Consider the following 22,324-nt stretch of genomic DNA (forward strand, 5'->3'; position numbering starts at 1 on the left):
ACTTCGCGGTCAATTTCCGTCGTGGCCTTCTCTTGCTCATGGTCTTGCTCCTCTTGGTTGGAAGCAAGGCTATCAATTATCCGCGTGTCCGAAAATCCGAAGCCCTCTCCACCGTAGCGGTTCTCAAGGTCAGGGAGGCTGTTTTGCATGTGGTGTGCAGTTGCCTGAACGTCACCGATGCCCAGATCATCTCTGGGCTTACCAAGCTCACCGGCACCTGTGAGGAGCGAGTGAAAAGCCTGCAAGGCACTTTGCGTTGCGGCACGAATTGCGGTTCCTGCTTACTCGAAGTCCGGCGGATCGTGGAAGACCCAATTTCCCAACCCATGGCGGCCTGATTCTGGATCAGAACGACGATTAACCACGAGGGACACGAAGTAACGCGAAGGAAATACATGGAATTCGGGTAAGCGCGAGGAACACCCATTTAGCCAAATTGGATCCGGACGGAGGTTCTTGACTTCCTTCGTGTGCAGTGGTTTTTCTAAGGTCCTATACGCAGTGCCCATGGCGCTGGCAGAATCGCGGTTCTTTCTCTTGGAACCGATAATCATGGACACCCGATCCCCGCCCGTGGTGGCGTTTTTGGAGAGCCGGGCGGGCGAGCAGATGGGCAAGCTCATCACTCGCCTGGGTGCCGTTGCCTTGCACGCGCCCGCAATGGCTGAGCAACCCGACATTGACCTCGCTCAACTACGCACATGGATCGATCGATGGGAAAAGGCCGGCAACCCCTTGGTGATTTTTCAAACAGGGGTGGGGGTAGAGGCGCTCTTTAGCGCGTTCGAGGAATTGGATCTTGTCCCCGCATTTCGAACACTCCTGGAGCGCTCCACGATTACCGTGCGCGGGCCGAAGCCAACCGCCGCGTTGCGCAAACGCCAGATCCGCATCGACCTGAGTGCCCCAACGCCCTTCACCAGCGAGACGTTGCTGCAAGCTCTGGCAAAGACCGAGCTGAGCGGGCGAGAAGTCTACGTCCAACGCCACGGCGGGCAAAATCCGGAATTGATGGAAGCCCTTCAGAGCCAGGGCGCGAAGGTGATGGAGATCACTGCCTACCGGTGGAGTGTGCCGGAAGACACCGAGCCCTTGGACCGTTTGCTAGACGCTTTGGCTAGGGGCGAAGTGGGCACCCTGGTCTTTACCAGCGCCAGCCAGATTCAGAATTTGATCGCCTATGCGCAAACCAAGTGCCAACGGGAAATGTGTGTTGGCGCGATCAACCACGCCAGCGTGCTGTCAGTCGGCCCAGTGTGTTCGAATGCGTTAAGGCAATGCGGCATCGTAGTTGCCGGCGAAGCATCGCCTCCTAAATTGGGGCCGTTGATGGAATTGCTGAAAGGTAATTTGCGCGGGCGCGGGCTACTTTCGCCAGCTGTTGGCTCCTAGGAGTCCGGAATTGGCATGGGGATGTGGAATTCCATGCCTTCGATGGAGGGAGTACAATCTGGCTAGTCTAGACAGAATTTTCAGAGGTAACACATGGGCGATCGCTGGCAGTTGCAAGATGCCAAGAACCGGCTGAGCGAACTGGTACGCAAGGCACGAGAAGACGGGCCGCAGGTGATCACCGTTCATGGCACGGATGCCGTTGTCGTCGTGGACGCGGGCCAATTTCGTAAGCTCAGCCCGCGCAAGGGCACGCTGGTTGAATTTTTCCGCCGTTCGCCACTCGTGGGTATCGAACTCGATATCACGCGAAGCCAAGATACCGGAAGGCCAGTTAAGTTATGAGCCACTTACTCGATACGTGCGTCATCTCTGAATTGGTCAAGCCCGAGCCCAATGAAGCTGTGCTTCGATGGTTATCCGAGCAGGACGAAGGCCGGCTTTTCTTGAGCGTTCTGACCATGGGTGAGTTGGAAAGAGGGATCGCAAAACTCACTGCCTCCCGCAAGAAGGCCAGTTTGGGAAAGTGGGTGAGGAGAGAGCTTGCACGGCGATTTGAAGACCGGATCTTGCCTATCGATCTGCCTGTCGCGCAACATTGGGGGATGATCGCAGGTTCGTCCGAGCGCACGGGCCAACCACTTCCGGTGATTGACAGTCTCATATCCGCAACGGCTATGGCCCATGGATTTATCGTGGTTTCGCGGAACGAGGCTGATTTCAAACGCTGCGGCGCAGAATGCGTGAACCCGTGGCGGGCATCGTGATCCCTTTACTCGCTTAACTCCGTAAGCAACGCTTTTGCATCCTTCAAATCCTTGGTGCCGAAGCCCTCGGTGAACCAGTCGTAGACTGGCTTCAACAGAGCGAGCCGGGGCGTTCGACTTGCGCGCTCTGCTCGTCGATCAGTTGAAGGGCATTGTGGAGGTCGCCTGAGTCAGTCATACGAGAGAGGGTTGAGGACACGCCAGGACCGGCCGGCACCTCCCCCAGGGACATCGCCTCACCGGCGGGTGCGGAGTCGGCGGTGTCCTTCCGTACCGTGGCCGCCTTGAGCAATTTCTTGCGATGCGCGAGGGAAACCGCTAGTTCATGGAGTTCCTCCGCGCTCAGGAGGCGCAATGCATCGAGACCGACGTCGTTCTCGGCGAAGATCCGCGCATATTGCTTGAGGCCCAGGCCGTCCAGCCAAATAGACAAGGGATCGTCCATTCTTCTCGATCGCGAGAATTGGAGATGAGAGATAGTACGCTCGCGCGGCGAGGGCCCGCACTTGGGCGAAAGAATCGTGGAACCGGCACCGGCCCGCGGCTCGGGCGATAATCGCGGAATGCTTACCGCCATGCAAGACGACACCTTTCGCCTCCTTAGAGAAAGTGTTCGCCGGTTTGTCGAGAAGGAGATCGTTCCCAACGCCCGTGCCTGGGAGGCCCAGGGCTTCGTGCCGCGCGAGGTGCTGCGAGCCATGGGTAAGCTCGGTTTCCTGGGATTGCGCTACCCAGAGGAGTTTGGCGGCGGCGCCATGGACGCACGCGCGACCGCGTTGCTGGCCGAGGAACTTGGCCGCTCTACCTTCGGCGGCTTCGCCATCACGGTGCTCGTGCATACGGACATGGCCTCACCGCACTTGATGAACGCAGGCTCGCCGGAACAAATTGGCAAGTACATGCCGGGCATCGTCTCCGGTGACCTCATCACCGCCGTGGCCGTGACCGAGCCGGGAGCAGGCTCCGACGTGAAGAGCATCCGTACCACCGCGCGCCGCGATGGCGGGGATTGGGTCCTGAATGGTTCGAAAATGTTCATCACCAACGGCGCGGAGGGCAACCTCGTCTTCGTTGCCGCGAAGACGGACCCGGCGTTGGGCTCGAAGGGCGTTTCGATGTTCATCGTCGAGAAGGGGACGAAGGGTTTTTCCACCGGGCGGCGGCTGCAGAAGATGGGTTGGCGCTCGTCGGATACCGCGGAACTTGTGTTCGACGGCTGCCGCGTGCCCGCGGAGAATCTGCTTGGCGAGGAGAACCGCGGCTTCTACGCGATCATGAAAAATTTCCAGAACGAACGCATCGCCATCGCCGCCATGACCATGGGCGAGGCCGCGCGCGCCATCGAATTGACGCTCGATTACGTGCGAACGCGCCAGGCCTTCGGCGCACCCTTGTGGGAGAAGCAAACGATCCGGCAGCGGCTTTCCATGCTTGCCGCGAAAGTCGAAGCCGGCCGCCAGCTCGTGCTTCACGCCGCCTCGCTGGACGCGAGCGGCCACGACTGCGTGAAGGAAGTTTCCATGGCCAAGGCCTTCTGCGCCGAAACGCTGAACGAGGTCGTCTACGACTGCCTGCAGTTCCACGGCGGCTTCGGCTTCATCGAGGAATCCGCCATCGAGCGCATGTACCGCGACGCGCGCGTCCAGACCATCGGCGGAGGGGCCACCGAGGTGATGCTGGAAGAAATCGCGAAACGGCTCTAATCCGTATTTTCCGCTCTCCAAATTCAACACGAGTCCATGGCCTACAGTTCAATGAATGCATTTCTTTCGCCCCGTAGCGTGGCGATCGTGGGCGCGGGCGACCGGCCATCGAGTTCAGGCGGGGCGGTGCTACACAACCTGGTGAAATCGGGATTCGGCGGGCGCATAGTGCCGGTCAATCCGAAAGGTGGAGAGTTGTTGGGGTTGCCCGTTGCGCGGTCGGTGAAGGACGTGGAACCCGCCGCGGATTTGGTGGTGATCGTGGTGCGGCCCGATCTGATTCTGGATGTGGTGAAGGAGGCGGCAGCCAGCGGCCATGGGAATCTTCTGATTCTCCCCGGCGGATTCGCGGAAGGCGCGGAGGAGGGCAGGGCGCGAGACGTTCAATTGCGTTCGCTGGCCCATACCCACGGACTCGCCATAGGTGGCCCTAACAGCGCGGGGACCATCAATTTGCTCGATAAGCGCGCCCCCTTCGCGGCTACGTTTTTCCGCGATCTTCCCCGCGGCGGCAATGTTGGACTGGTGTCGCAGTCGGGGGCCATTGCCGAGGAACTCATCGGCGCCAGTAACCGGTTCCACGTGCCGCTCGGGGCAGTGGTGTCGGTGGGCAATGCCATGCACTTCGGGCTCACTGAGTACATGGAGGCGCTGGGTGAGAACGAGCGTTGCGAGGCCATCTTGCTCTATGGTGAATCCTTCGGTGATGCGGAACTATTTTCCCGCGTTGCGCGTGAGGTAGCGAGGAAGAAGCCCATCATTGCTTTGATGGGCGGGCGCACCCCGGCGGGTGTGGCGGCGGCATTTCGCCACACGGGATCGCAAGCCATGCCGCAGGCGCTAGCGGACGAATTTTGCCGGCAGGCGGGCATGGTGCGCGTGAAGAACCTGCGCGATTTGATGTTGGCTGGCAAGGCGTTCGGGCGCTACCCGCGCGGCATCGGAAAACGCGTTCTCGTGTTGTCCAATTCGGGCGGGCCCGGCGTGTTGTGCGCGGACGAGGCGGAAACGCGCGGGTTGCTTCTGCCAGATTTGCCGAAGGCCTTGGAGGAGCGATTGCGTAGTTTTTTGCCACCGGAAGCCAGCGTGGCCAATCCCATCGATTTGCTAGCGGATGCGCGCGATGAACGATTCGGCGCAACCTTGGAAGCGGTGTTGCAAACGGCTACCGGCCACTTCGACGCTATTCTGATGATCCACGTGATTCCCTTCATGGTGGATGCCGCGGCGGTGGTGGAGCGCTTGGTCAATGTGGGGAGAGGCGCAAAGATTCCCATCATGCATTCGATGATGGGGACCTTGGAGGACAAGGAAGCCTGGTTCGCCAAGCTGGAGGCGGCCGGTATTCCAATGTTCGATAACGTGGAAGACATGGCGGCCGCGGCGGGGTTGCTCGCGAGCCGCGCAAGGAGGCAAGCATGAAACTCCATGGCTACTTTCGCAGTTCGGCGGCTTACAGGGTGCGCATTGCCTTGGCGATCAAGGGCCTGCCCTACGAGTACAAGAGCATCCATCTCATGAAGGGGGAACAGTATCTGCAGGAGTTCAGCGCCATCAGCCCGCAGAATCTGGTGCCGGTGCTGGAAGACGAGGGAGCGCTTCTCTACCAATCGCTCGCCATCATGCAGTACTTGGACGAAACCCATCCCAATCCCCCGTTGCTGCCCAAAGCTCCGGCGGAGCGCAATCGCGTGCGCTCGCTCGCACTCATTTGCGCTTGCGAGATCCATCCGCTCAACAATCCGCGCGTGCTCAAATATCTGACGGAACAGTTTGGTGTGAGCGAAGAGCAGAAGAACCAGTGGTACGCCCATTGGGTGCAGACAGGATTTCGCGCTCTGGAGAAGCGTTTGGCCACGGAGACGTACACGGGCAAGTTTTGTCACGGCGACAGCGCGGGTTTTGCCGATTGCGTGTTGGTTCCCCAGGTGGCGAACGCGGTGCGATTCAAGGTGGACATATCCGCCTTCCCGACGATTCTTCGCATCAATGAAGAATGTTTGAAGCTCGAGCCGTTTCGGCAGGCCATGCCAGAGAACCAGCCCGACGCGAGTTGATGCGGTTTCTCCTTCCATGGTTGGCGCTGGCCCTTGCCGGTTGTGTGCCGGCGCCCTTTTCCCGGCATCTGAGCGAGCGGGCGGACGCTCAGGTGCGAGAGTGCGCGCAGCTCTTTCGGCAAGTGGATACCATGGTGGAAAAAGCGGGCGTGAGGGACGGTGGCGAGGCCAGGATCAAGGGCTACCCCTATCTGCGAACGACGCGATTTCTCGCCTCCTTCATCGACAAGGCGGCCAAAGACCCGGAGAAAATGCAGTGGGTGGCTGCGCTTCGCCAGACCGATCTGAAGGCGCGGCACTATGAACTCATGAACGTCACCGGGCCAGGCGATGGGGCGCAGGTGCTCAAACGTTTGGACCAGTGCGGGGAATTGTTGGCTAAGGCTGACGCGGCAAACGATGTGGAATACGGCAACCTCAAGCGTGCGGTGGTTGTGCCGTCCGACTACCGAACATGGAAGCGAGCAATCGGGTTCTACGCCCTCACGAGAATTCCCTTTGCCTCGGGAGTGCGCGATTATCAACGCGACACGGAGAATATTTTTGGGACTGCCATCGAGAATCTCAAGGTGGAAGGAAAGCTGGTGCGCTACGGACCCGCCGCGGACGGGGCGCATGAAATTTCCGCCGGGTTACCTACCTACCCCGCGCCAGCACGTTCGGCGCGAGAGTTGGCGCGTTTATTCGAACGCAATGCACCTATTTTCGAGGTGGACGAGGCGGGAGATTTCGATCGCATCGGCGCACTCGCGTGGGGGCCCAAGGACCGCGTGGCGGCCGATGCGAACTCGCCCACGGTCTATCATCGCGCGGCGTATACGCGCTACCAGGACCGCGTGTTGCTGCAACTGGTGTACAGCGTGTGGTTTCCCGCGCGGCCCAAGACGGGTTCTTTCGATCTGCTCGGCGGACATCTGGACGGTGTGATCTGGCGGGTGACGCTGGATGAGCAGGACCGCCCGCTGGTTTTCGACAGCATTCATCAATGCGGCTGTTATCACCAGTTTTTCCCCACGCCGCGGGCTCGCCTCAAGCCTAAACCAGGTGGCTTGGATGAGTACGCCTTCGTGCCGCAAAAGCTCCCTTCCATCGGAGCGAAAGAACGGGTCGTCCTACGCATCGCTTCCCGTACGCACTATATTCAGCGCATTTCGCTCGTGGCGGATGACTCGCCCGTGGAGAGGACCTATACCTTCACCGATGACGACGATCTTCGGTCTTTACCCATGAATGGGAAGCGCCGCGGTGTTTTTCGGCCCGATGGCATCGTCCCAGGGAGCGAGCGCGGCGAGCGCTTCTTTTTCTGGCCCATGGGAGTCCCCAATGCAGGTGCCATGCGCCAGTACGGGCGCCACGCCACCGCTTTCGTGGGCAAGCGGCATTTCGATGACCCCGGTCTGGCCGAGCGTTATTTCGCCATGGGTGACGAATGAGAATCTGCGTGTTCTGTGGCGCGAATGCGGGGGCTCGCCCGGTATTCGCCGAGGCAACCAAGGAGCTGGGAGCCCTCATCGCCCGCCGTGGCATGGGCGTGGTCTACGGTGGAGGAAACGTGGGGCTCATGGGTATCCTGGCCGGCGCCGCCTTGGAGGCCGGGGGCGAAGTGATTGGCGTGATTCCCAAGCGTTTGGTCGATCGCGAACTTGCGCATACTGGCGTGAGCGCGCTCCACATCGTGCCCACCATGCATGAGCGAAAGGCGCTCATGGCCGATCTTTCCGATGCATTCATCGCCTTACCTGGCGGGTTCGGTACCCTGGACGAGATTTTCGAGATCCTTACCTGGGCCCAAATGGGTATTCACTCCAAACCCTGCGGCGTACTAAACGTGGATGGTTTTTTCGATAGCCTAATGGCATTTCTGGACCGCGCGGTGGAAGAGGGCTTATTGCAACTCCGGAACCGGAATTTGTTCGCGATAGCTAGCGACCCTGGCGAACTTATCCGCATGCTGGACATCCGAGCTTCACATCGGACCGAAGAAGTGAAAGATGTGCGTTAGCCAGCGTACGCTCAAGCTTTCCTCTAGAATCCGTGCTCGATACCCCTGGGCTCCTAGGGTCCGCGCGTCATCCATTCCAATTATGACAAATTCATGAAGAATCTAGCCCATCTATACATCGTCCTCCTGCTTTCGCTCGCCTCCATTCAGGTGGCCACCGCGGAAGGCGATCCAAAACCCACTTACCAGCGCGAAGCCGCGATGCAAAAGTACAAGGGATGCAAGTACACGGATGAGATGGGCAAGCATTTGTACGAATGCGTCAAGAAGAATGGCGGCTTCGGTACCCATTGGTGCTTTGATGAGTCCTTGGAAACGTTCTGCCCCAAACCTAGCGCCGCTGCGCCGTCCACCGTCACGCCCAGTTCACAATAGACATCTACACTTGAGTACCAGACCCTACGTTAAGCAAAAGGCCGCAAGACGGCCTTTTGCTTTTGGGGCAAGACTTGTTAGCCCTTCGCGCCAAATTGGAGTAGGATTTTCCTGCTTGGAGGCGGGGAAAGTCATCGTGAGGGGGAGATGATGGATTTGTTTCGGCGCTTTGTGTTGTATACCCAGTCCTGCATGGACCATCCTTTGGGCTATCCCGATTGCAACCAGCTGTGGGGCGGGGTGTTCATGCTTGTCCTTTGCGTGGCCGGGATACTCGCCATCAAGCTTATTTACCGCAACTTCGTGGGCTGGCGTGCCGAGCAGCGTGCGATCCAGGAAATCATCGAGGGAAAGCGCGTAGCCTCGCCCGAGGTGATGGAGCAGTTCAAGTGGAAGGGTGACAAAGCGCTGGAATCGGGCTTGTCTTACGAGGAAATGATAGCCAGGGCGAAGGAAGAAACCGCCAAGCGCAAGGACGCCTACCAGTAGTAGGACCTACCCCGTGGCTGCGTTCGCGGTGCCCAGGATCGCGGCGCGAATCTGGTGGGGTTTGGGCAATGCTCCTGGGGCGATGCTCACATAGCGGACGCCCAGTTTAGCGAACAATTCGGTGCGCCTTTCGATCTGCGCGGCGTTTCGCTCATCGGCGATATCGGTCAGCACCACCGGTTGGAAGTCTCGGACGCAGATTAGAAAGTCCACTCGTTGCGCCAACTCCTGAGCAGGTAAGCCATCGAGAAAATCCGCGAGCCGGGCGTTGTGAAAAAGATAATGGTCCGCCAGCGTGGTTTTCAACAATAAAAAAAGCAGCCGTCTGGGACCCTCGGCGGCCGGCCTCAGGGCCGGATTGGAAATATCGATTCCGAGTGTGTGTTCGGGGGCCGGATCCGCGACCGCAAGGGCGGCTCTTGCCGTTTGGGCGCGGTAGTTCGCCATGAACTTTTCCATTTCGTTGGGGCCATCGCGCCGGGCCTTCTTCATACCAGCCACGACCAAGCCGCCGCTCTTGCGCCCCAGTAATTCATTGCGGTAACGATTCAGTCCATAGATCAAGCCACAGATGATTCCAATGGCCACTAATAGCTTTACAAGAAACATATTGTTGCCCTCCGGATGCAATCCGAAGGCAGTTTTTATGCCCTAGCTATTCCGGGGCTCCTTGTGGCACCACGCTTAGGAGATCGATCTCGAACACGAGCGTGGAGTTCGGCGGCACGCCCGCCGGTGCGGCGTGCTTGTGACCGTCGTAACCCAGTTTGGCGGGAATGAGCACGTAGCGTTTGCCTCCCACGCGCATCCCCGCCATTCCCTTTTCGACCCCGGCGATGGCACGCCGCAAGCCATAGACCCAGGTGACAGTCTCACCGCGTGCCCTGGAGTCCCCGAACTGGGAGCCCTTGAACTCGGCGGCAGTTTCATCGTAAACCCAAGCAGAAAAATGCATGACGGCGAAGGCATTGCGCTTCAAGCTAGCTCCCGTACCGACTTCGATATCCTTGAACTCCACATCCGTGGGCGGAGCGGCACGTATTGAGGAGATGATGAGCGCGAGCAAAACCGCTACACATACTGAGATCAAGGATTTCATCGAGAATTTCCGGCGGAAGTTGGCCGGCAATTCTAAGGGCAAACGACAGGAATTCCCCGCGACAGACGAATTTCCAGCGGCGAGACTTCCGCCTGGTAGGCCAAGGCTTCGACCCCTTGGGCAATAGCTTCGCGCAGGGTTGTGCCGTAAACGGGGTCGATCGCATCGGCGGGGCGAACCTCGGTCACATCACCGCGTTGCACGCAAAATACGAGAACGGCACGGTTGCCGCGCCGCACTTCCAACATGAGTTCTCGCAGGTGTTTTGATGCGCGTTCGCTCACGGCATCGGGAAATAACGCTATGCCGTTGGAGACCGCGGCTGTGACGTTCTTGACTTCCGTGTAGCAAGGCACCTGGTTAACGCCCTGCAATAGAAAATCTATGCGGCTATTTTCCGTGCCGTAGCGCACTTCCCGGGAAACGGAGTCGTAGCCTTGCAAGGGCACGATGACTCTGTTTTGAATGGCCTCTTCCACCAAGCGGTTGGCGATTAGGGTATTGATACCGACGATTGTCTTTGGCGTGGGCTCCACCAACTCCCAGGTGTGGGCGTACTTGCGCGTGGGAGAACTACTGTGGCTCAACCAAATAGGCGATCCTGGCGTTGCGCATCCCATCAGGGAACCGGTATTGGGGCATAGGGCGGTAAGGGTATCGCCATTGGTGAGTACAACATCGGTGAGGAAACGCTTGTAGCGCTTCACCAGACGTGCTGGGATGAGCGGCGCGTCAAACTTCATGGGAAATACTCTTGAAAGGGCTGTGCTCCTTCAGTTCGTTCACGTATTGCCCAATGCCGGTGGTTTCTTGTTGCAGGTAGCGCTCGATGGCTTGCGAAAACCCGGGGTTTGCGATCCAGTGGGCGGAATGGGTTTCCACCGGCAATAGACCACGGGATAGCTTGTGCTCGCCTTGCGCACCCCCTTCGAAGACCTGCAGCCTTTCCTGGATGCAAAACTCAATGGCTTGGTAGTAGCAGGTCTCGAAATGCAGGCCGGGTATGCGCACGTTGCTTCCCCAATAGCGGCCATAGAGGCTGTGCCCGTCGTGGATGTTTAGGGCGCAGGCGGCGGGCTCGTCATCCAGCATGGCAATCACTAGGAGCAGATTCTCCGGCATGCACCGCGCGAGCCGGGTAAAAAAATCACGATTCAGATAAGGCGAGGATCCGTGTTCCCGGTAAGTGTTGAAATAGCACCGGCAAAAAAACCCCCAATGCGCTTCACTAGCGGTCAAGCCGTTGAACCAGCGGTAGGTGACACCTGCCTCGCGCACACGCCGGCGCTCCTGCTTGATCTTCTTGCGTTTGTCGTGATTCATGCCGGCAAGGAACTGATCGAAACTCTGGTAGCCCGCATTGCGCCAATGAAACTGCACCGTGGTACGCAACATCAGCCCCGCTTGTGCCAACTCATGAGCGACGTTCTCCGGCGGAAATAAGACATGCAGGGACGACACGCGCGATTCTTTTGCGAAGGCAAGCGCGGCCTTCAGCAACTGTCCGCGCAGTTCAGGCGTAGTGGCCAATAAGCGGTGCCCGGTGACGGGCGTGAAGGGCACCGCGCACAGCAGCTTGGGGTAGTAGGGCAGGCCATGCTCGTTATAAGCGCGCGCCCAAGCCCAGTCAAAAACGAATTCGCCATAGCTGTGTGTCTTCAGATAAAGGGGCATGGCGGCGGCCAGGCGGTGCCCGTCCCAAAGAGTGATGTAGCGAGGGGCCCATCCCGTGTCGCGGGACACACACCCAGTGTCTTCTAGCGCATGGAGGAACGCATGGCGCAAGAAAGGTTGGCTGCCCGCGAGGGCGTCCCAATCTTGGGGCCGAACGGCTTCGAGGGAATGCAGAATGCGAGTGGCCAGCATGCGGCTATACTAGCCGCGTTCCGCTACTGGCGCGGAACCCACGTGGAAACAAAGGAGCGGAAATGAAAAAGGTCGAGGCGGTAATCAAGCCCTTCAAGTTAGACGAAGTACGCGAAGCCCTGTCCGAGTTAGGCGTGACGGGATTGACGGTCACCGAGGTAAAAGGCTTCGGCCGCCAGAAAGGGCATACGGAGCTGTATCGCGGCGCCGAGTACGTGGTGGACTTTCTGCCCAAGGTTAAGGTGGAGGTGGTGGTGGCGGATACGCTGGTGGATAGGGCCATCGAATCCATCGTCAAGGCGGCCCGCACGGGTAAGATCGGCGACGGGAAAATATTCGTGACCACGGTCGAGCAAGTCATTCGCATACGAACGGGAGAGACGGACGAGGCCGCCGTATAACGCAGTGCTTCAAATGCCAGAATCGCGTGCGCTGGCCGGACGTTTGCCGGCCTTCAGTAGTACGATTACCGCGCCGGAGCCCCCATCCGCGGGGCCCGCCTCGATGTAGGCCAGCACTTCATCGCGCTGTACCAGCCAGCCCGCCACCCGGCCCTTGAGAACCGGTTGTCCATTGGGCGAGCGCATGCCCTTGCCGTGAATGATGGTGACGCAACGCAGTCCCCGGCGCACGCAACCCGACAGAAAACTCGCTAGCAACGGGCGTGCTTCCTCGGTGCGCAGGCTATGTAAATCAAGCCGGTCTTGGATGGACCATTGGCCCGCGCGTAACTTGCGCAAGGTTTGCCGAGGAATGCCATCGCGCAAATAGGCGAGTCCTTCGCCCACGTCTAGCGCCGAATCGGCGGTGAAGGCTTCGCTCAAGCTGTCCTTCATGACCTGGGCTTCGTCGCGCAGGCGTTGCCTCGGTACGGGCGCTGGGCGCGGCTTGGGTGGTGCCACGCTCTTGCGCTTGTGCATGGGATGCACGTCCTTCACCGCATCGCGGAAAAGGCTCGCGGCATCCTCGCCAGCTTTCGCGCCCCGCTTGTCCATGGCGGCTAGGCGTGGTCGTCGAGATAACGCTCTGCGTCCAGTGCCGCCATGCAACCGGTCCCCGCGCTCGTCACCGCCTGGCGGTAGATATGGTCTTGTACATCCCCGGCGGCAAACACACCGGGAATGCTGGTGGCGGTGAAATTTCCCGCGCGCCCGCATTGGGTGACGATATAGCCACCTTCCATCTGTAGCTGGCCTTCGAATAACTGCGTGTTCGGCGTATGACCGATGGCGATAAACACGCCTTGCAGCGATCGCTCCTGGGTGGCGCCACTCTGGGCATTCTTGATGCGAACGCCAGTGACGCCGGTCTTGTCGCCCAGTACTTCGTCCAAGGTGTGATTCCATTCGATGCGAACGTTGCCGCCGCGCGACTTATCCATTAAACGATCAATCATGATTTTTTCCGCGCGGAACTTGTCGCGGCGGTGCACGACTGTCACCGTCTTGGCGATATTGGCGATATAAAGCGCCTCCTCCACCGCCGTATTTCCTCCGCCGATGACCGCCACGTCTTGGCCCCGGTAGAAAAAACCGTCGCAAGTCGCACAAGCCGAAACGCCTTTGCCCATGAATTTCTCTTCCGAAGGCAGGCCCAGGTATTTGGCCGATGCTCCGGTGGCGATAATGAGGGCGTCGCAAGTGTAGGCTGCTTGGTCGCCGGTAAGAGTTAAAGGTCTCTCGCCGAGCTTGGCAGTATGAATGTGATCGAAGACGATCTCGGTATCGAAGCGTTGCGCGTGCTTGCGGAAGCGCTCCATCAGCTCCGGGCCTTGAACGCCGCCGGCATCGGCTGGCCAATTGTCCACGTCGGTGGTGGTCATCAACTGGCCGCCCTGGGCCATGCCGGTGATGAGCACGGGTTTCAGATTGGCGCGGGCCGCATAAACGGCGGCGGAGTAACCGGCGGGGCCTGAGCCAAGGATCAGGAGCCTGGCGTGTTTCTTAGTCATTTTGTTGGTTTAGTGCGAAAACAGGGAATATAGGGGTTGAAGGGATTTGGGACAACCCCGAATGCCGGTCAAATGCTATCCATTGTCGTGCCTAGAGGTCATGGTATATCTGCCCCATCGCGGTAAGCCGTCGAAAGAAGGCCCGGATCGCTATAATGCCGGATGCATGGTAAATCCCGCGAGCATGATCTTCAACCGAGGTAACACCAAGCGAGCGTCCCTGGCTCGCCGGCCTCATCCGCCCAAGCTCGCACGCCTTGTGGCCGAATCCTGGTGGTTACTTCTCGTGGCAGTGGCGGTGTATCTGCTGCTCGTGCTGTTCTCCTACTCCAAGGGCGATCCTGGCTGGTCCCATAGTGTCGCGGTGGGGCGGGTGCACAACTACGGCGGGCGCGTGGGTGCTTGGATTGCCGATATGCTGCTTTATTTGTTCGGGGTGTCGGCCTATTGGTGGGCGGCGGGCTGCTTGTTCGTGACTTATTGGGGGTACCGGCGCTTGAGCGATGCAAGCGGCGAAGAGCGCTTTCCCTTAATCCCCGCCGCTGGGCTGCTCCTGCTCACCCTTTCGAGCGCTAGTTTCGAGGCGCTACGCTTGCATAGCTTGAAAGTGATTTTGCCCCTGGCACCCGGAGGCGTGCTGGGTATGGCGCTCTCCGGAAGTTTGTCGCAGTGGTTCGGCTTTGCCGGTTGTAGCGTGACCTTGATCATTCTGATGGGAATAGGTTTCAGTTTGCTCACGGGATTGTCGTGGCTTACCATTTTCGAGAAAGTGGGCGAATACCTGGAGCGGTTTTGGTTCGCTAGCGTGGAGCGCTGGCGGGACTGGCAGGACTGGCGCATTGGCGAGGCGGCGGCGCAGCGGCGCGAAGAAGTCGTGGCGGAGGACAAGAAGCACTTGGAAGTGCGCGAACCGTTGCGCATCGAAGTACCGCAGATGGCCATCCAGAAATCCGACCGGGTGGTGAAGGAGAAGCAGCGCCCGCTGTTCGAGGAATTGCCCGATTCTCCGTTGCCGCCTTTACATCTTCTAGATGAGCCACCGGCCACCGTGGAAGTGATGTCGGCCGAGACGCTGGAGTACACGTCGCGTTCCATCGAAAAGAAGTTGCTGGACTTCGGTGTGGAAGTCAAAGTGGTAGCTGCCTACCCTGGGCCGGTGGTCACGCGCTACGAGGTGGAGCCCGCGGTGGGCGTGAAGGGAAGCCAGATCACCAACCTTAGCCGCGATTTGGCGCGTGCGCTTTCCGTGAGCAGCATTCGGGTGGTGGAAAACATTCCCGGTAAGAGCTGCATGGGCATGGAGATTCCCAATCCCAAACGGCAGATCGTGCGGCTCTCGGAAATTCTAAGTTCGAAAATCTATGCGGACAACGCGTCGGCCTTGATCCTGGCGCTAGGCAAGGACATCGCGGGCAAGCCCGTGGTTGCGGATCTCGCGCGCATGCCTCACTTGCTGGTGGCGGGTACCACGGGGTCCGGAAAATCGGTGGCTATTAACGCCATGATACTGAGCGTGCTCTACAAGGCGACGCCCAAGGAAGCGCGCTTGATCATGGTGGACCCCAAGATGCTGGAATTGTCCGTCTACGAGGGCGTGCCCCATCTGCTGGCGCCCGTGGTGACGGACATGAAGCAGGCGGGTCACGCGCTCACTTGGTGTATCGCCGAGATGGAACGCCGGTACAAATTACTCTCCACCTTGGGCGTGCGCAATCTGGCGGGTTACAACCAGAAGGTTCGCGACGCCGAAAAGGCGGGCCAGCCGTTGAAGGATCCCTTGGCGCTTAATCCCGAAGATCCGCCGCCTCTCACGGAGCTGCCCTTGATCGTCGTGGTGATCGACGAACTCGCCGATCTCATGATGGTAGTGGGCAAAAAGGTGGAAGAGCTGATCGCACGCTTGGCGCAAAAGGCGCGTGCCGCCGGTATTCACCTGTTGCTAGCGACCCAGAGGCCTTCCGTCGATGTGATCACTGGTTTGATCAAGGCCAACATCCCCGCGCGCATCGCCTTCCAAGTGGCGAGCAAGGTGGATTCGCGCACCATCCTAGACCAGGGTGGCGCCGATGCGTTATTGGGACAAGGCGACATGTTGTTCATGTCGCAGGGTAGCCGCGAACCCGAACGGGTGCACGGCGCGTTTATCGCCGATGATGAAGTGCATCGCGTGGTGGAATGGTTGAAAGCGCGTGGCCAGCCGCAGTACATCGAGTCCATTCTCAATGGCGCGGAGGAAGCCGAAGAGGGCGTGGAGGGAGAAGAAGGCGGCACCGCCGAGGCTGATCCGCTCTACGATCAAGCGGTGGAAATGGTCTTGCGCTCGCGCCGGGCATCCATTTCCCTGGTGCAGCGCCATCTGCGTATCGGGTACAACCGCGCGGCGCGATTGATCGAGCAGATGGAGCAAGCAGGCCTGGTTTCTTCCATGGCCACCAACGGCAACCGGGAAGTGTTGGTTCCCATACGAGAGTAGAGGCATGCAAGGAATATTTTTCGGTTTTGTCTTGAGTGTTTCTTCGGTGGTGTGCTTCGCCGGCAGCATCGAGAAATTACAAGCCTTCATCGGCGAAACCCAAAGCGCGAAAGCCAATTTCGCCCAGTCGCAGTTGGACAAGAAAGGCAAGAAAATCAGTTCCACCAGCGGCAAGCTGTCCTTTTCACGGCCTGGCAAATTCCGCTGGGAATACGAGAAACCGTATGAACAGACCATCGTCGGCGACGGCGTGAAGCTCTGGGTCTACGACAAGGATTTGAACCAGGTAACCGTCAAGAAAATGGACGGTGCGCTGGGCAATTCACCCGCTGCTCTGCTAGCGGGCAACAATGAGATCGAAGATTATTACCAGTTGAGCGCCAAGGGCATGAAGAACGGCCTGGATTGGTTGGAGGCCTTTCCGCGCGAGGAGAGCATGTTCCAGAAGGTGAGGATGGGATTCAACGGTAACACCCTGGAGGCCATGGAATTGTTCGATCATCTCGGGCAAGTCACCTCGATTCGTTTCACCAAGGTCGAGAGAAATCCAGTTCTGGCGAGCGGTGTGTTTTTCTTCAGTCCTCCCGCCGGTGCCGACGTCATTACCGAATAACGAGCCGGCAGCGGGCCGTTGAAAGACACCGGTCTGTTTTCACGCCGCGAGCCCGAAGCCCCGCTGGCCGAGGCCATGCGGCCCCAGCGCCTGGAAGACGTGCTCGGCCAGCAACACCTCGTGGGAGAAGGTAAGCCGCTTACGCTATGCGTGCGCTCTGGCAAACCGCACTCCTTGATCTTGTGGGGGCCGCCAGGGGTGGGCAAGACCACCATCGCGCGCTTGCTGGCGGGGGCCTTCGATGCCGAGTTCATCGCACTTTCGGCCGTGTTCTCTGGCGTCAAGGAAATCCGCGAAGCGGTGTCGCGAGCCGAAGAGTGCTTGCAAGCCCAGGGCCGGCGCACCATTTTGTTCGTGGACGAAGTGCACCGTTTCAACAAAGCGCAGCAAGATGCCTTCTTGCCCTTCGTGGAGCGCGGGCTCTTCACTTTCATCGGGGCCACCACGGAGAATCCGTCCTTCGAGGTCAACGGCGCGTTGCTGTCGCGCGCCTCGGTGTACGTTTTGGAACCGCTGAAAGCGGATGATCTTTCTTTACTCATCGACCGGGCGTGCGAAACCGTTTTGCAGGGCTTGGTCTTTACCGCCGAAGCACGAGAAGCTTTGATTGCCGCCGCCGATGGCGATGCGCGGCGCCAGCTAAATTTCCTGGATCAGGTGGCACTAGCGGCGAAGACGTCGGCCAAGTCCGAGGTGGATCTGGACTTCCTGGGAACCATTTTGTCCAAGGCTCTACGCCGCTTCGATAAAGGAGGCGACGCGTTCTACGATCAAATCTCTGCTTTGCATAAGTCCGTGCGCGGCTCCAATCCCGACGCCGCGCTATATTGGTTCTGCCGCATGTTGGACGGCGGGGCCGATCCGCGCTATCTGGGCCGCCGCATCGTGCGCATGGCCAGCGAGGAAATTGGATTGGCGGACCCGCGTGCGCTGCGTTTGACCTTGGATGCGTGCGAAACGTACGAACGCCTGGGTTCCCCCGAAGGAGAGCTGGCGCTGGCGCAAGCTTGTCTTTATCTTGCCTGCGCGCCCAAGAGCAATGCGGCCTACACCGCCTATAATCAAGGGCGCGAATTCGTGAGCAAGGATGCATCGCGCCCCGTCCCCGTGCATTTGCGCAACGCCCCCACTCGCCTCATGAAACAGATGGGCTTTGGTAAGGAGTATCGCTATGCCCATGATGAACCCGAGGGTTACGCGGCCGGGGAAAATTATTTCCCGGAAGGCATGAGTTCACCGCGCTTCTACCAGCCCAAGGAGCGTGGCCTCGAAGCAAAAATTGGAGAGCGTTTGCGATATTTGCGCGAACTCGACGACCAAGCACTCAAAGACAAGAAAACCTGACTTCTATTCATGCTTGATATTCAACTTCTTCGCGGCAGCCTCGATGCCGTCGTATCTAGCCTGGCAACTCGCGGATATAACTTCCCCGTGGCGGATTTTCAGCGCCTGGAGTCCGCGCGCAAGGTGACGCAAACGATGACGCAGGAGTTGCAGAACAAGCGCAACACATTTTCCAAGCAGATCGGTGAGACCAAGCGCAAAGGCGAAGATGCCGCGGCGCTCCAGGGCGAGGCCGCTGGCATGGGCGAGGAACAAAAGCGCTTGGAAGGGGAGTTGGAGCAAATTCAAGCGCGACTCTCGGCGTTGCTGGAAACCATACCGAACGTGCCGCATGCCTCCGTGCCCACGGGAAGTTCGGCGGAGCAAAACGTGGAAGTGCGAAGAACTGGAACGCCGCGCAGCTTCGCTTTCACGGTGAAGGATCATGTGGACGTGGGCGTTGGCCTGAAGCAATTGCATTTCGAAACGGCCACCAAAATATCCGGCGCACGCTTTTCATTGATGACGGGAGCGATGGCGCGATTGCATCGCGCCATCGCTCAGTTTATGTTGGATGTGCATACGTTGGAACATGGGTACACGGAAGTCTACGCACCCTACCTCGTGAACGCGGCTAGTATGCGCGGGACGGGGCAATTGCCCAAGTTCGAGGCGGATCTTTTCGGGGTTCCGCGCAGCGATGCCGAGAAACTCTATCTGATTCCCACCGCGGAAGTTCCCGTCACTAATATCGTGCGCGACGAGATTCTCGCGGCCGAACGCTTGCCACTGAAGTATGTGTGCCACTCGCCATGCTTTCGCAGCGAGGCGGGATCCTACGGCAAGGACACGCGCGGCATGATTCGCCAGCACCAATTCGATAAAGTGGAACTGGTGCAAATTGCCCGTCCCGAAAAATCCTACGAGGCCCACGAAGAACTGACCGCCCATGCGGAGACCATCTTGAAGAGATTGGAACTGCCTTACCGCACGGTGGTTCTATGCACCGGCGATATGGGGTTCTCCGCCGCGAAAACCTACGATCTGGAAGTCTGGTTACCGGGGCAGGGCGCCTACAGGGAAATTTCTTCTTGCAGTAATTTCGAAGCCTTCCAAGCGCGGCGCATGCAGGCGCGCTACCGAAACGAGAAAAATAAACCGGAGATGGTTCACACAATCAACGGTTCCGGTCTCGCCGTTGGCCGCACTTTGGTGGCCATTCTGGAAAACTACCAAGAGGCCGATGGCAGCGTGAGCGTCCCGAGTGCCTTGCAACCTTACATGGCGGGCTTGTCGCGGATTGCAGGGTCGGCTTAGCTGCGTCCGGGTGGGTTTTGTTGCGGCGTCAGAGAGTACCAGACACCAGGAAGATTTTGCCTCCAGCTGCCCGGAGAGCGCAGTTGCGGGGGAAGTTCGTAGCCAGGAGCATGGGGCGGTTGGAAACGGCCCAGTACATCGTAGTAATTGCGAATATTCTCGGTCAGGATCACGGCCTCGCCGCCGCGGGCAAATCCGTATTTGAGATTGACGTAATGCTCGGGTAGGGAGATGAGCGGGAGCGCCTTTTTTACATCCGCCCAAAGATTTGGATTAAGTTTCAGGCGTTGCGCCAGCACGCGCGCATCTTCGAGATGGCCCAAGCCCAGATTGTAGGCGGCTAAGGCGAGATAGGTGCGATCAGGTTCTTGAATACCATCCGACAAGCGGGTCTTCAAATCGGCGAAATAACGCGCCCCGCCCTCGATGCTTTGCTTGGGATCGAGCCGGTCCGAAATGCCCAAATGATCGGCAGTATCCTCCGTCAGCATCATGAGCCCGCGCACCCCCGTGGGCGATGTGGCGAGCGGATCCCAGTGGGATTCCTGAAAACCGATGGAGGCAATCAGCCGCCAGTCGAGTCCGGTGATTTCCGCGGCGCGCTGAAAGTGTGCCCGGTAGTGGGGCAACACGGATTGTATTTTCTCGATCAGATGCTCTATGTCCGCGGAGCCCATGCGTTGCAGATGGCCGTAGTACTGCTCCATCACGCGCTTGAGAGTGCCATCGCGGTCGATGCGGGTAAAGAAGGCGGCGGCTCGCAGATAAAGCTCTTGCTCCCCTTTTTTTGGAAATACCCAGACCAGGGGTTCTGGCTCTCCCAAGGCGAAGGCGCGCTCCAAATTTGGGAAAAAATTACGCGAGACATCCACGGCATGGGCGTCGGCGATCACGGCTTCAAGATGGCCGTCAGCCAAGCGGCCCAGGAGATCATGAATCTCTCCGGTCTCGGCCTCGGTCCAGCGCAGCGCGGGGAACAAGCGCTTGAGTTGTTTCATCAGGCTGGCGGCCCGCGATCCCTTGAGGACCGCGACGTCGCGCCCGATGAGATCTCGAATGGATTGAGGCTTGTGTCCATCCATGTTGTAGGCCACCACTTGCTGTACGCGCTGGTAGGCCGGTGTTAGGTCGAAATCGCCCCGCGTTTCGGGAGATGCCGCGAGTCCCGCGGCGGCGAAGTGGGCGTGATGATGACGCAATTTCGGAAGAATGCTGGATAGCGCGTACTGATCTAGGAAGCGAACTTTGACGCCCAACTCCCTTGCGAACATTTCCACCAAATCGTTCTCCACTCCGGAAAACTGCCCGGCGGGATTGACGTAGCGCGTGGTGGGCGACTGGCGCGTGAGTACCACCAGTTCGCCGTTAGCGTGGAACGGGGCAACAGGGCGTTCCGTTGGGCGGCCTGAATCGCATCCCAATGGAAGAAATATGAATAGGGCTAGCAGCTTACGCATGTGTTGTCCAACCGGTGTTGGGATTTTCCTCGCGTTGTCCGTTGTTGTGAACAAACTTATACAGGAGTTCGTGTCATGGGCCATATTCATTGAGCAAGAACAAGACCACGAGGCAGTATCATGACATTCACTCGCCCGATCAACGCACTTGAGCCGCGTCGGGTAAACTACCGTCACACGGAGAGGTGCCAGAGTGGCCGATCGGGGCAGACTCGAAATCTGTTGTACAGGGTGACTTGTACCGTGGGTTCGAATCCCACCCTCTCCGCCAGAATCGTTGAGCGCGTCTGGTCGCTTGGACTACCGGCGGCGATCAATACACTCACAGGAGGACGATTGGCTACCATAGCGGAACTCGCGAAATTCGGGCAATCCATTTGGTTGGACTTCATCGACCGGAATCTCCTTGCCAAGGGCGGACTCAAGCGCTTGGTGGATGCCGGGGTCACAGGGGTCACCACCAACCCGACGATATTCCACAAGGCGATCACGGCAAGCGCGGACTACGATGCTTCCATTGTGAGCGAGATTAACGCGAATCCGAGCATCGACGAATATGCATTGTTCGAGGCGCTCACCGCCGCCGATGTGCAATCGGCCGCCGACATCATGCGCCCAGTCTTCGACCGGACCGCGGGCGCCGATGGCTATGTCAGCATCGAAGTGGCGCCGGATTTAGCCTTCGACGCCCAAGGCACGATAAAGAGCGCTCGCCATCTGTGGAAGCGCGTCGCGCGGCCCAACGTGATGATCAAGGTGCCTGGGACCGCCGAGGGAGTCAAAGCCATCGAGCAACTCATCGCCGATGGCATCAACGTAAACGTCACGCTATTGTTCTCGGTCAAGCGCTACGAAGAAGTCGTGCGCGCTTGGGCGTTGGGGCTATCGCGCTGCGCCACGCCTCGCGAAGTGGCATCGGTCGCGTCCTTTTTTGTTAGCCGGGTGGACGGCAAGACCGACAAATTGCTGGATGGCATCCAGGGCGCGGCCAGCTTGTTAGGTAAGATTGCCATCGGCAACGCCAAACTCGCCTACGCGAAATTCGAGGAATTGATGAAGGATCCCGTCATTGCGGAACAACTCGCACGCGGGGCACGGCCGCAACGGCCTTTATGGGCGAGTACCAGTTCCAAGAATCCGAAGTACAGCGACGTTCTGTATGTGGAATCTCTCATCGGGCGCGATACGGTGAATACATTGCCCCCCGACACCTTGGCCGCTTTCCAGGATCATGGGGTCGCGGCAGATACCGTTACCAGTGGCATGGCCAACGTGCAAAGCGAAATGAGTTTGCTGAAGCAGCATGGGATAGATCTCGAAGGAATCACGCGCGCGCTCGAAACGGAAGGGGTGGCCTCCTTCAAGGACTCCTACGACAAGTTGCTACACGATCTCAAGCAAAAGCGGCTGGTCATGGCTAAAGGGCTTGCCGCCTGAAGT

At 58.9% G+C, this 22,324-nt stretch carries 25 protein-coding genes and 1 tRNA gene; 18 read left to right on the top strand and 8 right to left on the bottom strand.

Annotated elements, in window-relative coordinates; genetic code table 11:
- The 4 genes from EXR36_05040 to EXR36_05055 form a co-directional block, all read left to right on the top strand.
- Nucleotides 1-338 (top strand): hypothetical protein (locus EXR36_05040; protein ID MSQ59008.1); only part of this gene is annotated, 338 nt, incomplete at its 5' end.
- A gap of 169 nt (nt 339-507) precedes the next feature.
- Nucleotides 508-1,392 carry a uroporphyrinogen-III synthase gene (locus tag EXR36_05045; GenBank protein ID MSQ59009.1) on the top strand — a complete coding sequence of 295 codons (885 nt, stop codon included), beginning with the start codon at nt 508-510 and terminating at the stop codon, nt 1,390-1,392.
- A 93-nt stretch (nt 1,393-1,485) separates the two neighbouring features.
- A complete protein-coding gene (locus EXR36_05050; protein MSQ59010.1) occupies nt 1,486-1,737 on the top strand; it encodes a type II toxin-antitoxin system Phd/YefM family antitoxin in 252 nt (83 codons plus the stop codon).
- On the top strand, nt 1,734-2,159 hold the full coding sequence (locus EXR36_05055) for a type II toxin-antitoxin system VapC family toxin (protein MSQ59011.1): 426 nt from the start codon (nt 1,734-1,736) through the stop codon (nt 2,157-2,159). Before EXR36_05050 ends, EXR36_05055 begins: the two co-directional genes overlap by 4 nt.
- 91 nt (nt 2,160-2,250) lie before the next feature.
- Here the strand turns inward: EXR36_05055 and EXR36_05060 are convergent, their stop codons facing one another.
- Complete coding sequence (locus EXR36_05060; protein ID MSQ59012.1) at nt 2,251-2,859, bottom strand: hypothetical protein; 609 nt, start codon at nt 2,857-2,859, stop codon at nt 2,251-2,253.
- Between EXR36_05060 and EXR36_05065 the strand changes: the two genes are divergently transcribed.
- The 7 genes from EXR36_05065 (at nt 2,723) to EXR36_05095 (ending at nt 8,785) form a co-directional block, all read left to right on the top strand.
- A complete protein-coding gene (locus EXR36_05065) occupies nt 2,723-3,862 on the top strand; it encodes an acyl-CoA dehydrogenase (protein MSQ59013.1) in 1,140 nt (379 codons plus the stop codon). The two genes, EXR36_05060 and EXR36_05065, sit on opposite strands and share 137 nt — an antisense overlap.
- A gap of 36 nt (nt 3,863-3,898) precedes the next feature.
- A complete protein-coding gene (locus EXR36_05070) occupies nt 3,899-5,284 on the top strand; it encodes a hypothetical protein (GenBank protein MSQ59014.1) in 1,386 nt (461 codons plus the stop codon).
- Nucleotides 5,281-5,919, top strand: a complete 639-nt coding sequence (maiA, locus tag EXR36_05075) for a maleylacetoacetate isomerase (protein MSQ59015.1) — start codon at nt 5,281-5,283, stop codon at nt 5,917-5,919. The genes EXR36_05070 and maiA overlap by 4 nt, the downstream gene beginning before the upstream one ends.
- Entirely contained in the window at nt 5,919-7,352 is a 1,434-nt protein-coding gene (locus EXR36_05080; protein ID MSQ59016.1) for a hypothetical protein, read from the top strand. The genes maiA and EXR36_05080 overlap by 1 nt, the downstream gene beginning before the upstream one ends.
- Nucleotides 7,349-7,921 (top strand): TIGR00730 family Rossman fold protein, encoded by a 573-nt coding sequence (locus EXR36_05085; protein ID MSQ59017.1) that lies wholly within the window; start codon nt 7,349-7,351, stop codon nt 7,919-7,921. The genes EXR36_05080 and EXR36_05085 overlap by 4 nt, the downstream gene beginning before the upstream one ends.
- A 93-nt stretch (nt 7,922-8,014) precedes the next feature.
- Nucleotides 8,015-8,296 (top strand): hypothetical protein, encoded by a 282-nt coding sequence (locus EXR36_05090; protein MSQ59018.1) that lies wholly within the window; start codon nt 8,015-8,017, stop codon nt 8,294-8,296.
- Between the two features lie 147 nt (nt 8,297-8,443).
- Nucleotides 8,444-8,785: a hypothetical protein gene (locus tag EXR36_05095; protein ID MSQ59019.1), complete on the top strand. Its 342-nt coding sequence runs from the start codon at nt 8,444-8,446 to the stop codon at nt 8,783-8,785.
- Between the two features lie 6 nt (nt 8,786-8,791).
- Here EXR36_05095 and EXR36_05100 read toward each other — a convergent pair whose 3' ends face one another.
- Genes EXR36_05100 through EXR36_05115 form a run of 4 tightly spaced genes read right to left on the bottom strand, consistent with a single transcriptional unit; the run spans nt 8,792 to nt 11,750 of the window.
- Nucleotides 8,792-9,394: a hypothetical protein gene (locus EXR36_05100; protein ID MSQ59020.1), complete on the bottom strand. Its 603-nt coding sequence runs from the start codon at nt 9,392-9,394 to the stop codon at nt 8,792-8,794.
- Nucleotides 9,395-9,440: 46 nt separating this feature from the next.
- On the bottom strand, nt 9,441-9,884 hold the full coding sequence (locus EXR36_05105; protein MSQ59021.1) for an FKBP-type peptidyl-prolyl cis-trans isomerase: 444 nt from the start codon (nt 9,882-9,884) through the stop codon (nt 9,441-9,443).
- Between the two features lie 32 nt (nt 9,885-9,916).
- Nucleotides 9,917-10,627, bottom strand: coding sequence for a DNA/RNA nuclease SfsA (gene sfsA / locus EXR36_05110; GenBank protein MSQ59022.1), 711 nt, complete (start codon nt 10,625-10,627; stop codon nt 9,917-9,919).
- Complete coding sequence (locus EXR36_05115; GenBank protein MSQ59023.1) at nt 10,617-11,750, bottom strand: N-acetyltransferase; 1,134 nt, start codon at nt 11,748-11,750, stop codon at nt 10,617-10,619. The genes sfsA and EXR36_05115 overlap by 11 nt, the downstream gene beginning before the upstream one ends.
- Before the next feature lie 62 nt (nt 11,751-11,812).
- Between EXR36_05115 and EXR36_05120 the strand changes: the two genes are divergently transcribed.
- Complete coding sequence (locus tag EXR36_05120) at nt 11,813-12,151, top strand: P-II family nitrogen regulator (protein ID MSQ59024.1); 339 nt, start codon at nt 11,813-11,815, stop codon at nt 12,149-12,151.
- A 9-nt stretch (nt 12,152-12,160) separates the two neighbouring features.
- On the opposite strand, the gene EXR36_05125 is transcribed toward EXR36_05120, so the two are convergent.
- Together EXR36_05125 and trxB are read right to left on the bottom strand one after the other, a co-directional pair.
- Nucleotides 12,161-12,745 carry a DNA mismatch repair protein MutS gene (locus EXR36_05125; protein ID MSQ59025.1) on the bottom strand — a complete coding sequence of 195 codons (585 nt, stop codon included), beginning with the start codon at nt 12,743-12,745 and terminating at the stop codon, nt 12,161-12,163.
- Between the two features lie 5 nt (nt 12,746-12,750).
- Nucleotides 12,751-13,701 (bottom strand): thioredoxin-disulfide reductase, encoded by a 951-nt coding sequence (trxB, locus tag EXR36_05130; protein MSQ59026.1) that lies wholly within the window; start codon nt 13,699-13,701, stop codon nt 12,751-12,753.
- A gap of 184 nt (nt 13,702-13,885) precedes the next feature.
- Between trxB and EXR36_05135 the strand changes: the two genes are divergently transcribed.
- The 4 genes from EXR36_05135 to EXR36_05150 all read left to right on the top strand — a co-directional run bounded on the left by EXR36_05135 (nt 13,886) and on the right by EXR36_05150 (nt 19,427).
- Nucleotides 13,886-16,174: a DNA translocase FtsK gene (locus tag EXR36_05135; protein ID MSQ59027.1), complete on the top strand. Its 2,289-nt coding sequence runs from the start codon at nt 13,886-13,888 to the stop codon at nt 16,172-16,174.
- A gap of 4 nt (nt 16,175-16,178) precedes the next feature.
- Entirely contained in the window at nt 16,179-16,787 is a 609-nt protein-coding gene (gene lolA, locus EXR36_05140; protein ID MSQ59028.1) for an outer membrane lipoprotein chaperone LolA, read from the top strand.
- A 75-nt stretch (nt 16,788-16,862) separates the two neighbouring features.
- The gene (locus EXR36_05145) at nt 16,863-18,131 is read left to right on the top strand and encodes a replication-associated recombination protein A (protein MSQ59029.1); all 1,269 of its coding nucleotides are present in this window, start codon (nt 16,863-16,865) and stop codon (nt 18,129-18,131) included.
- 9 nt (nt 18,132-18,140) lie between these two features.
- On the top strand, nt 18,141-19,427 hold the full coding sequence (locus EXR36_05150) for a serine--tRNA ligase (GenBank protein MSQ59030.1): 1,287 nt from the start codon (nt 18,141-18,143) through the stop codon (nt 19,425-19,427).
- On the opposite strand, the gene mltF is transcribed toward EXR36_05150, so the two are convergent.
- The gene (mltF, locus tag EXR36_05155) at nt 19,424-20,974 is read right to left on the bottom strand and encodes a membrane-bound lytic murein transglycosylase MltF (protein MSQ59031.1); all 1,551 of its coding nucleotides are present in this window, start codon (nt 20,972-20,974) and stop codon (nt 19,424-19,426) included. The genes EXR36_05150 and mltF overlap by 4 nt on opposite strands.
- Before the next feature lie 89 nt (nt 20,975-21,063).
- On the opposite strand from mltF, the gene EXR36_05160 reads away from it, so the two are divergent.
- A tRNA-Ser gene (locus EXR36_05160) sits at nt 21,064-21,155 on the top strand.
- Nucleotides 21,156-21,220: 65 nt separating this feature from the next.
- Nucleotides 21,221-22,321, top strand: coding sequence for a transaldolase (tal, locus tag EXR36_05165; GenBank protein ID MSQ59032.1), 1,101 nt, complete (start codon nt 21,221-21,223; stop codon nt 22,319-22,321).
- Nucleotides 22,322-22,324 lie beyond the last annotated feature (3 nt).

Source organism: Betaproteobacteria bacterium, assembly GCA_009693245.1.
Lineage (GTDB): Bacteria > Pseudomonadota > Gammaproteobacteria > Burkholderiales > SHXO01 > SHXO01.

What these genes read in the sequence shown, in the direction of transcription:
- EXR36_05045 (MSQ59009.1), top strand. Translation starts at nt 508, where the DNA reads ATGGCGCTGGCAGAATCGCGGTTCTTTCTCTTGGAACCGATAATCATG.
- EXR36_05050 (MSQ59010.1), top strand. Translation starts at nt 1,486, where the DNA reads ATGGGCGATCGCTGGCAGTTGCAAGATGCCAAGAACCGGCTGAGCGAA.
- EXR36_05055 (MSQ59011.1), top strand. Translation starts at nt 1,734, where the DNA reads ATGAGCCACTTACTCGATACGTGCGTCATCTCTGAATTGGTCAAGCCC.
- EXR36_05065 (MSQ59013.1), top strand. Translation starts at nt 2,723, where the DNA reads ATGCTTACCGCCATGCAAGACGACACCTTTCGCCTCCTTAGAGAAAGT.
- EXR36_05060 (MSQ59012.1), bottom strand. Translation starts at nt 2,859, where the DNA reads ATGGCTCGCAGCACCTCGCGCGGCACGAAGCCCTGGGCCTCCCAGGCA.
- EXR36_05070 (MSQ59014.1), top strand. Translation starts at nt 3,899, where the DNA reads ATGGCCTACAGTTCAATGAATGCATTTCTTTCGCCCCGTAGCGTGGCG.
- maiA (MSQ59015.1), top strand. Translation starts at nt 5,281, where the DNA reads ATGAAACTCCATGGCTACTTTCGCAGTTCGGCGGCTTACAGGGTGCGC.
- EXR36_05080 (MSQ59016.1), top strand. Translation starts at nt 5,919, where the DNA reads ATGCGGTTTCTCCTTCCATGGTTGGCGCTGGCCCTTGCCGGTTGTGTG.
- EXR36_05085 (MSQ59017.1), top strand. Translation starts at nt 7,349, where the DNA reads ATGAGAATCTGCGTGTTCTGTGGCGCGAATGCGGGGGCTCGCCCGGTA.
- EXR36_05090 (MSQ59018.1), top strand. Translation starts at nt 8,015, where the DNA reads ATGAAGAATCTAGCCCATCTATACATCGTCCTCCTGCTTTCGCTCGCC.
- EXR36_05095 (MSQ59019.1), top strand. Translation starts at nt 8,444, where the DNA reads ATGATGGATTTGTTTCGGCGCTTTGTGTTGTATACCCAGTCCTGCATG.
- EXR36_05100 (MSQ59020.1), bottom strand. Translation starts at nt 9,394, where the DNA reads ATGTTTCTTGTAAAGCTATTAGTGGCCATTGGAATCATCTGTGGCTTG.
- EXR36_05105 (MSQ59021.1), bottom strand. Translation starts at nt 9,884, where the DNA reads ATGAAATCCTTGATCTCAGTATGTGTAGCGGTTTTGCTCGCGCTCATC.
- sfsA (MSQ59022.1), bottom strand. Translation starts at nt 10,627, where the DNA reads ATGAAGTTTGACGCGCCGCTCATCCCAGCACGTCTGGTGAAGCGCTAC.
- EXR36_05115 (MSQ59023.1), bottom strand. Translation starts at nt 11,750, where the DNA reads ATGCTGGCCACTCGCATTCTGCATTCCCTCGAAGCCGTTCGGCCCCAA.
- EXR36_05120 (MSQ59024.1), top strand. Translation starts at nt 11,813, where the DNA reads ATGAAAAAGGTCGAGGCGGTAATCAAGCCCTTCAAGTTAGACGAAGTA.
- EXR36_05125 (MSQ59025.1), bottom strand. Translation starts at nt 12,745, where the DNA reads ATGGACAAGCGGGGCGCGAAAGCTGGCGAGGATGCCGCGAGCCTTTTC.
- trxB (MSQ59026.1), bottom strand. Translation starts at nt 13,701, where the DNA reads ATGACTAAGAAACACGCCAGGCTCCTGATCCTTGGCTCAGGCCCCGCC.
- EXR36_05135 (MSQ59027.1), top strand. Translation starts at nt 13,886, where the DNA reads ATGATCTTCAACCGAGGTAACACCAAGCGAGCGTCCCTGGCTCGCCGG.
- lolA (MSQ59028.1), top strand. Translation starts at nt 16,179, where the DNA reads ATGCAAGGAATATTTTTCGGTTTTGTCTTGAGTGTTTCTTCGGTGGTG.
- EXR36_05145 (MSQ59029.1), top strand. Translation starts at nt 16,863, where the DNA reads ATGCGGCCCCAGCGCCTGGAAGACGTGCTCGGCCAGCAACACCTCGTG.
- EXR36_05150 (MSQ59030.1), top strand. Translation starts at nt 18,141, where the DNA reads ATGCTTGATATTCAACTTCTTCGCGGCAGCCTCGATGCCGTCGTATCT.
- mltF (MSQ59031.1), bottom strand. Translation starts at nt 20,974, where the DNA reads ATGAATATGGCCCATGACACGAACTCCTGTATAAGTTTGTTCACAACA.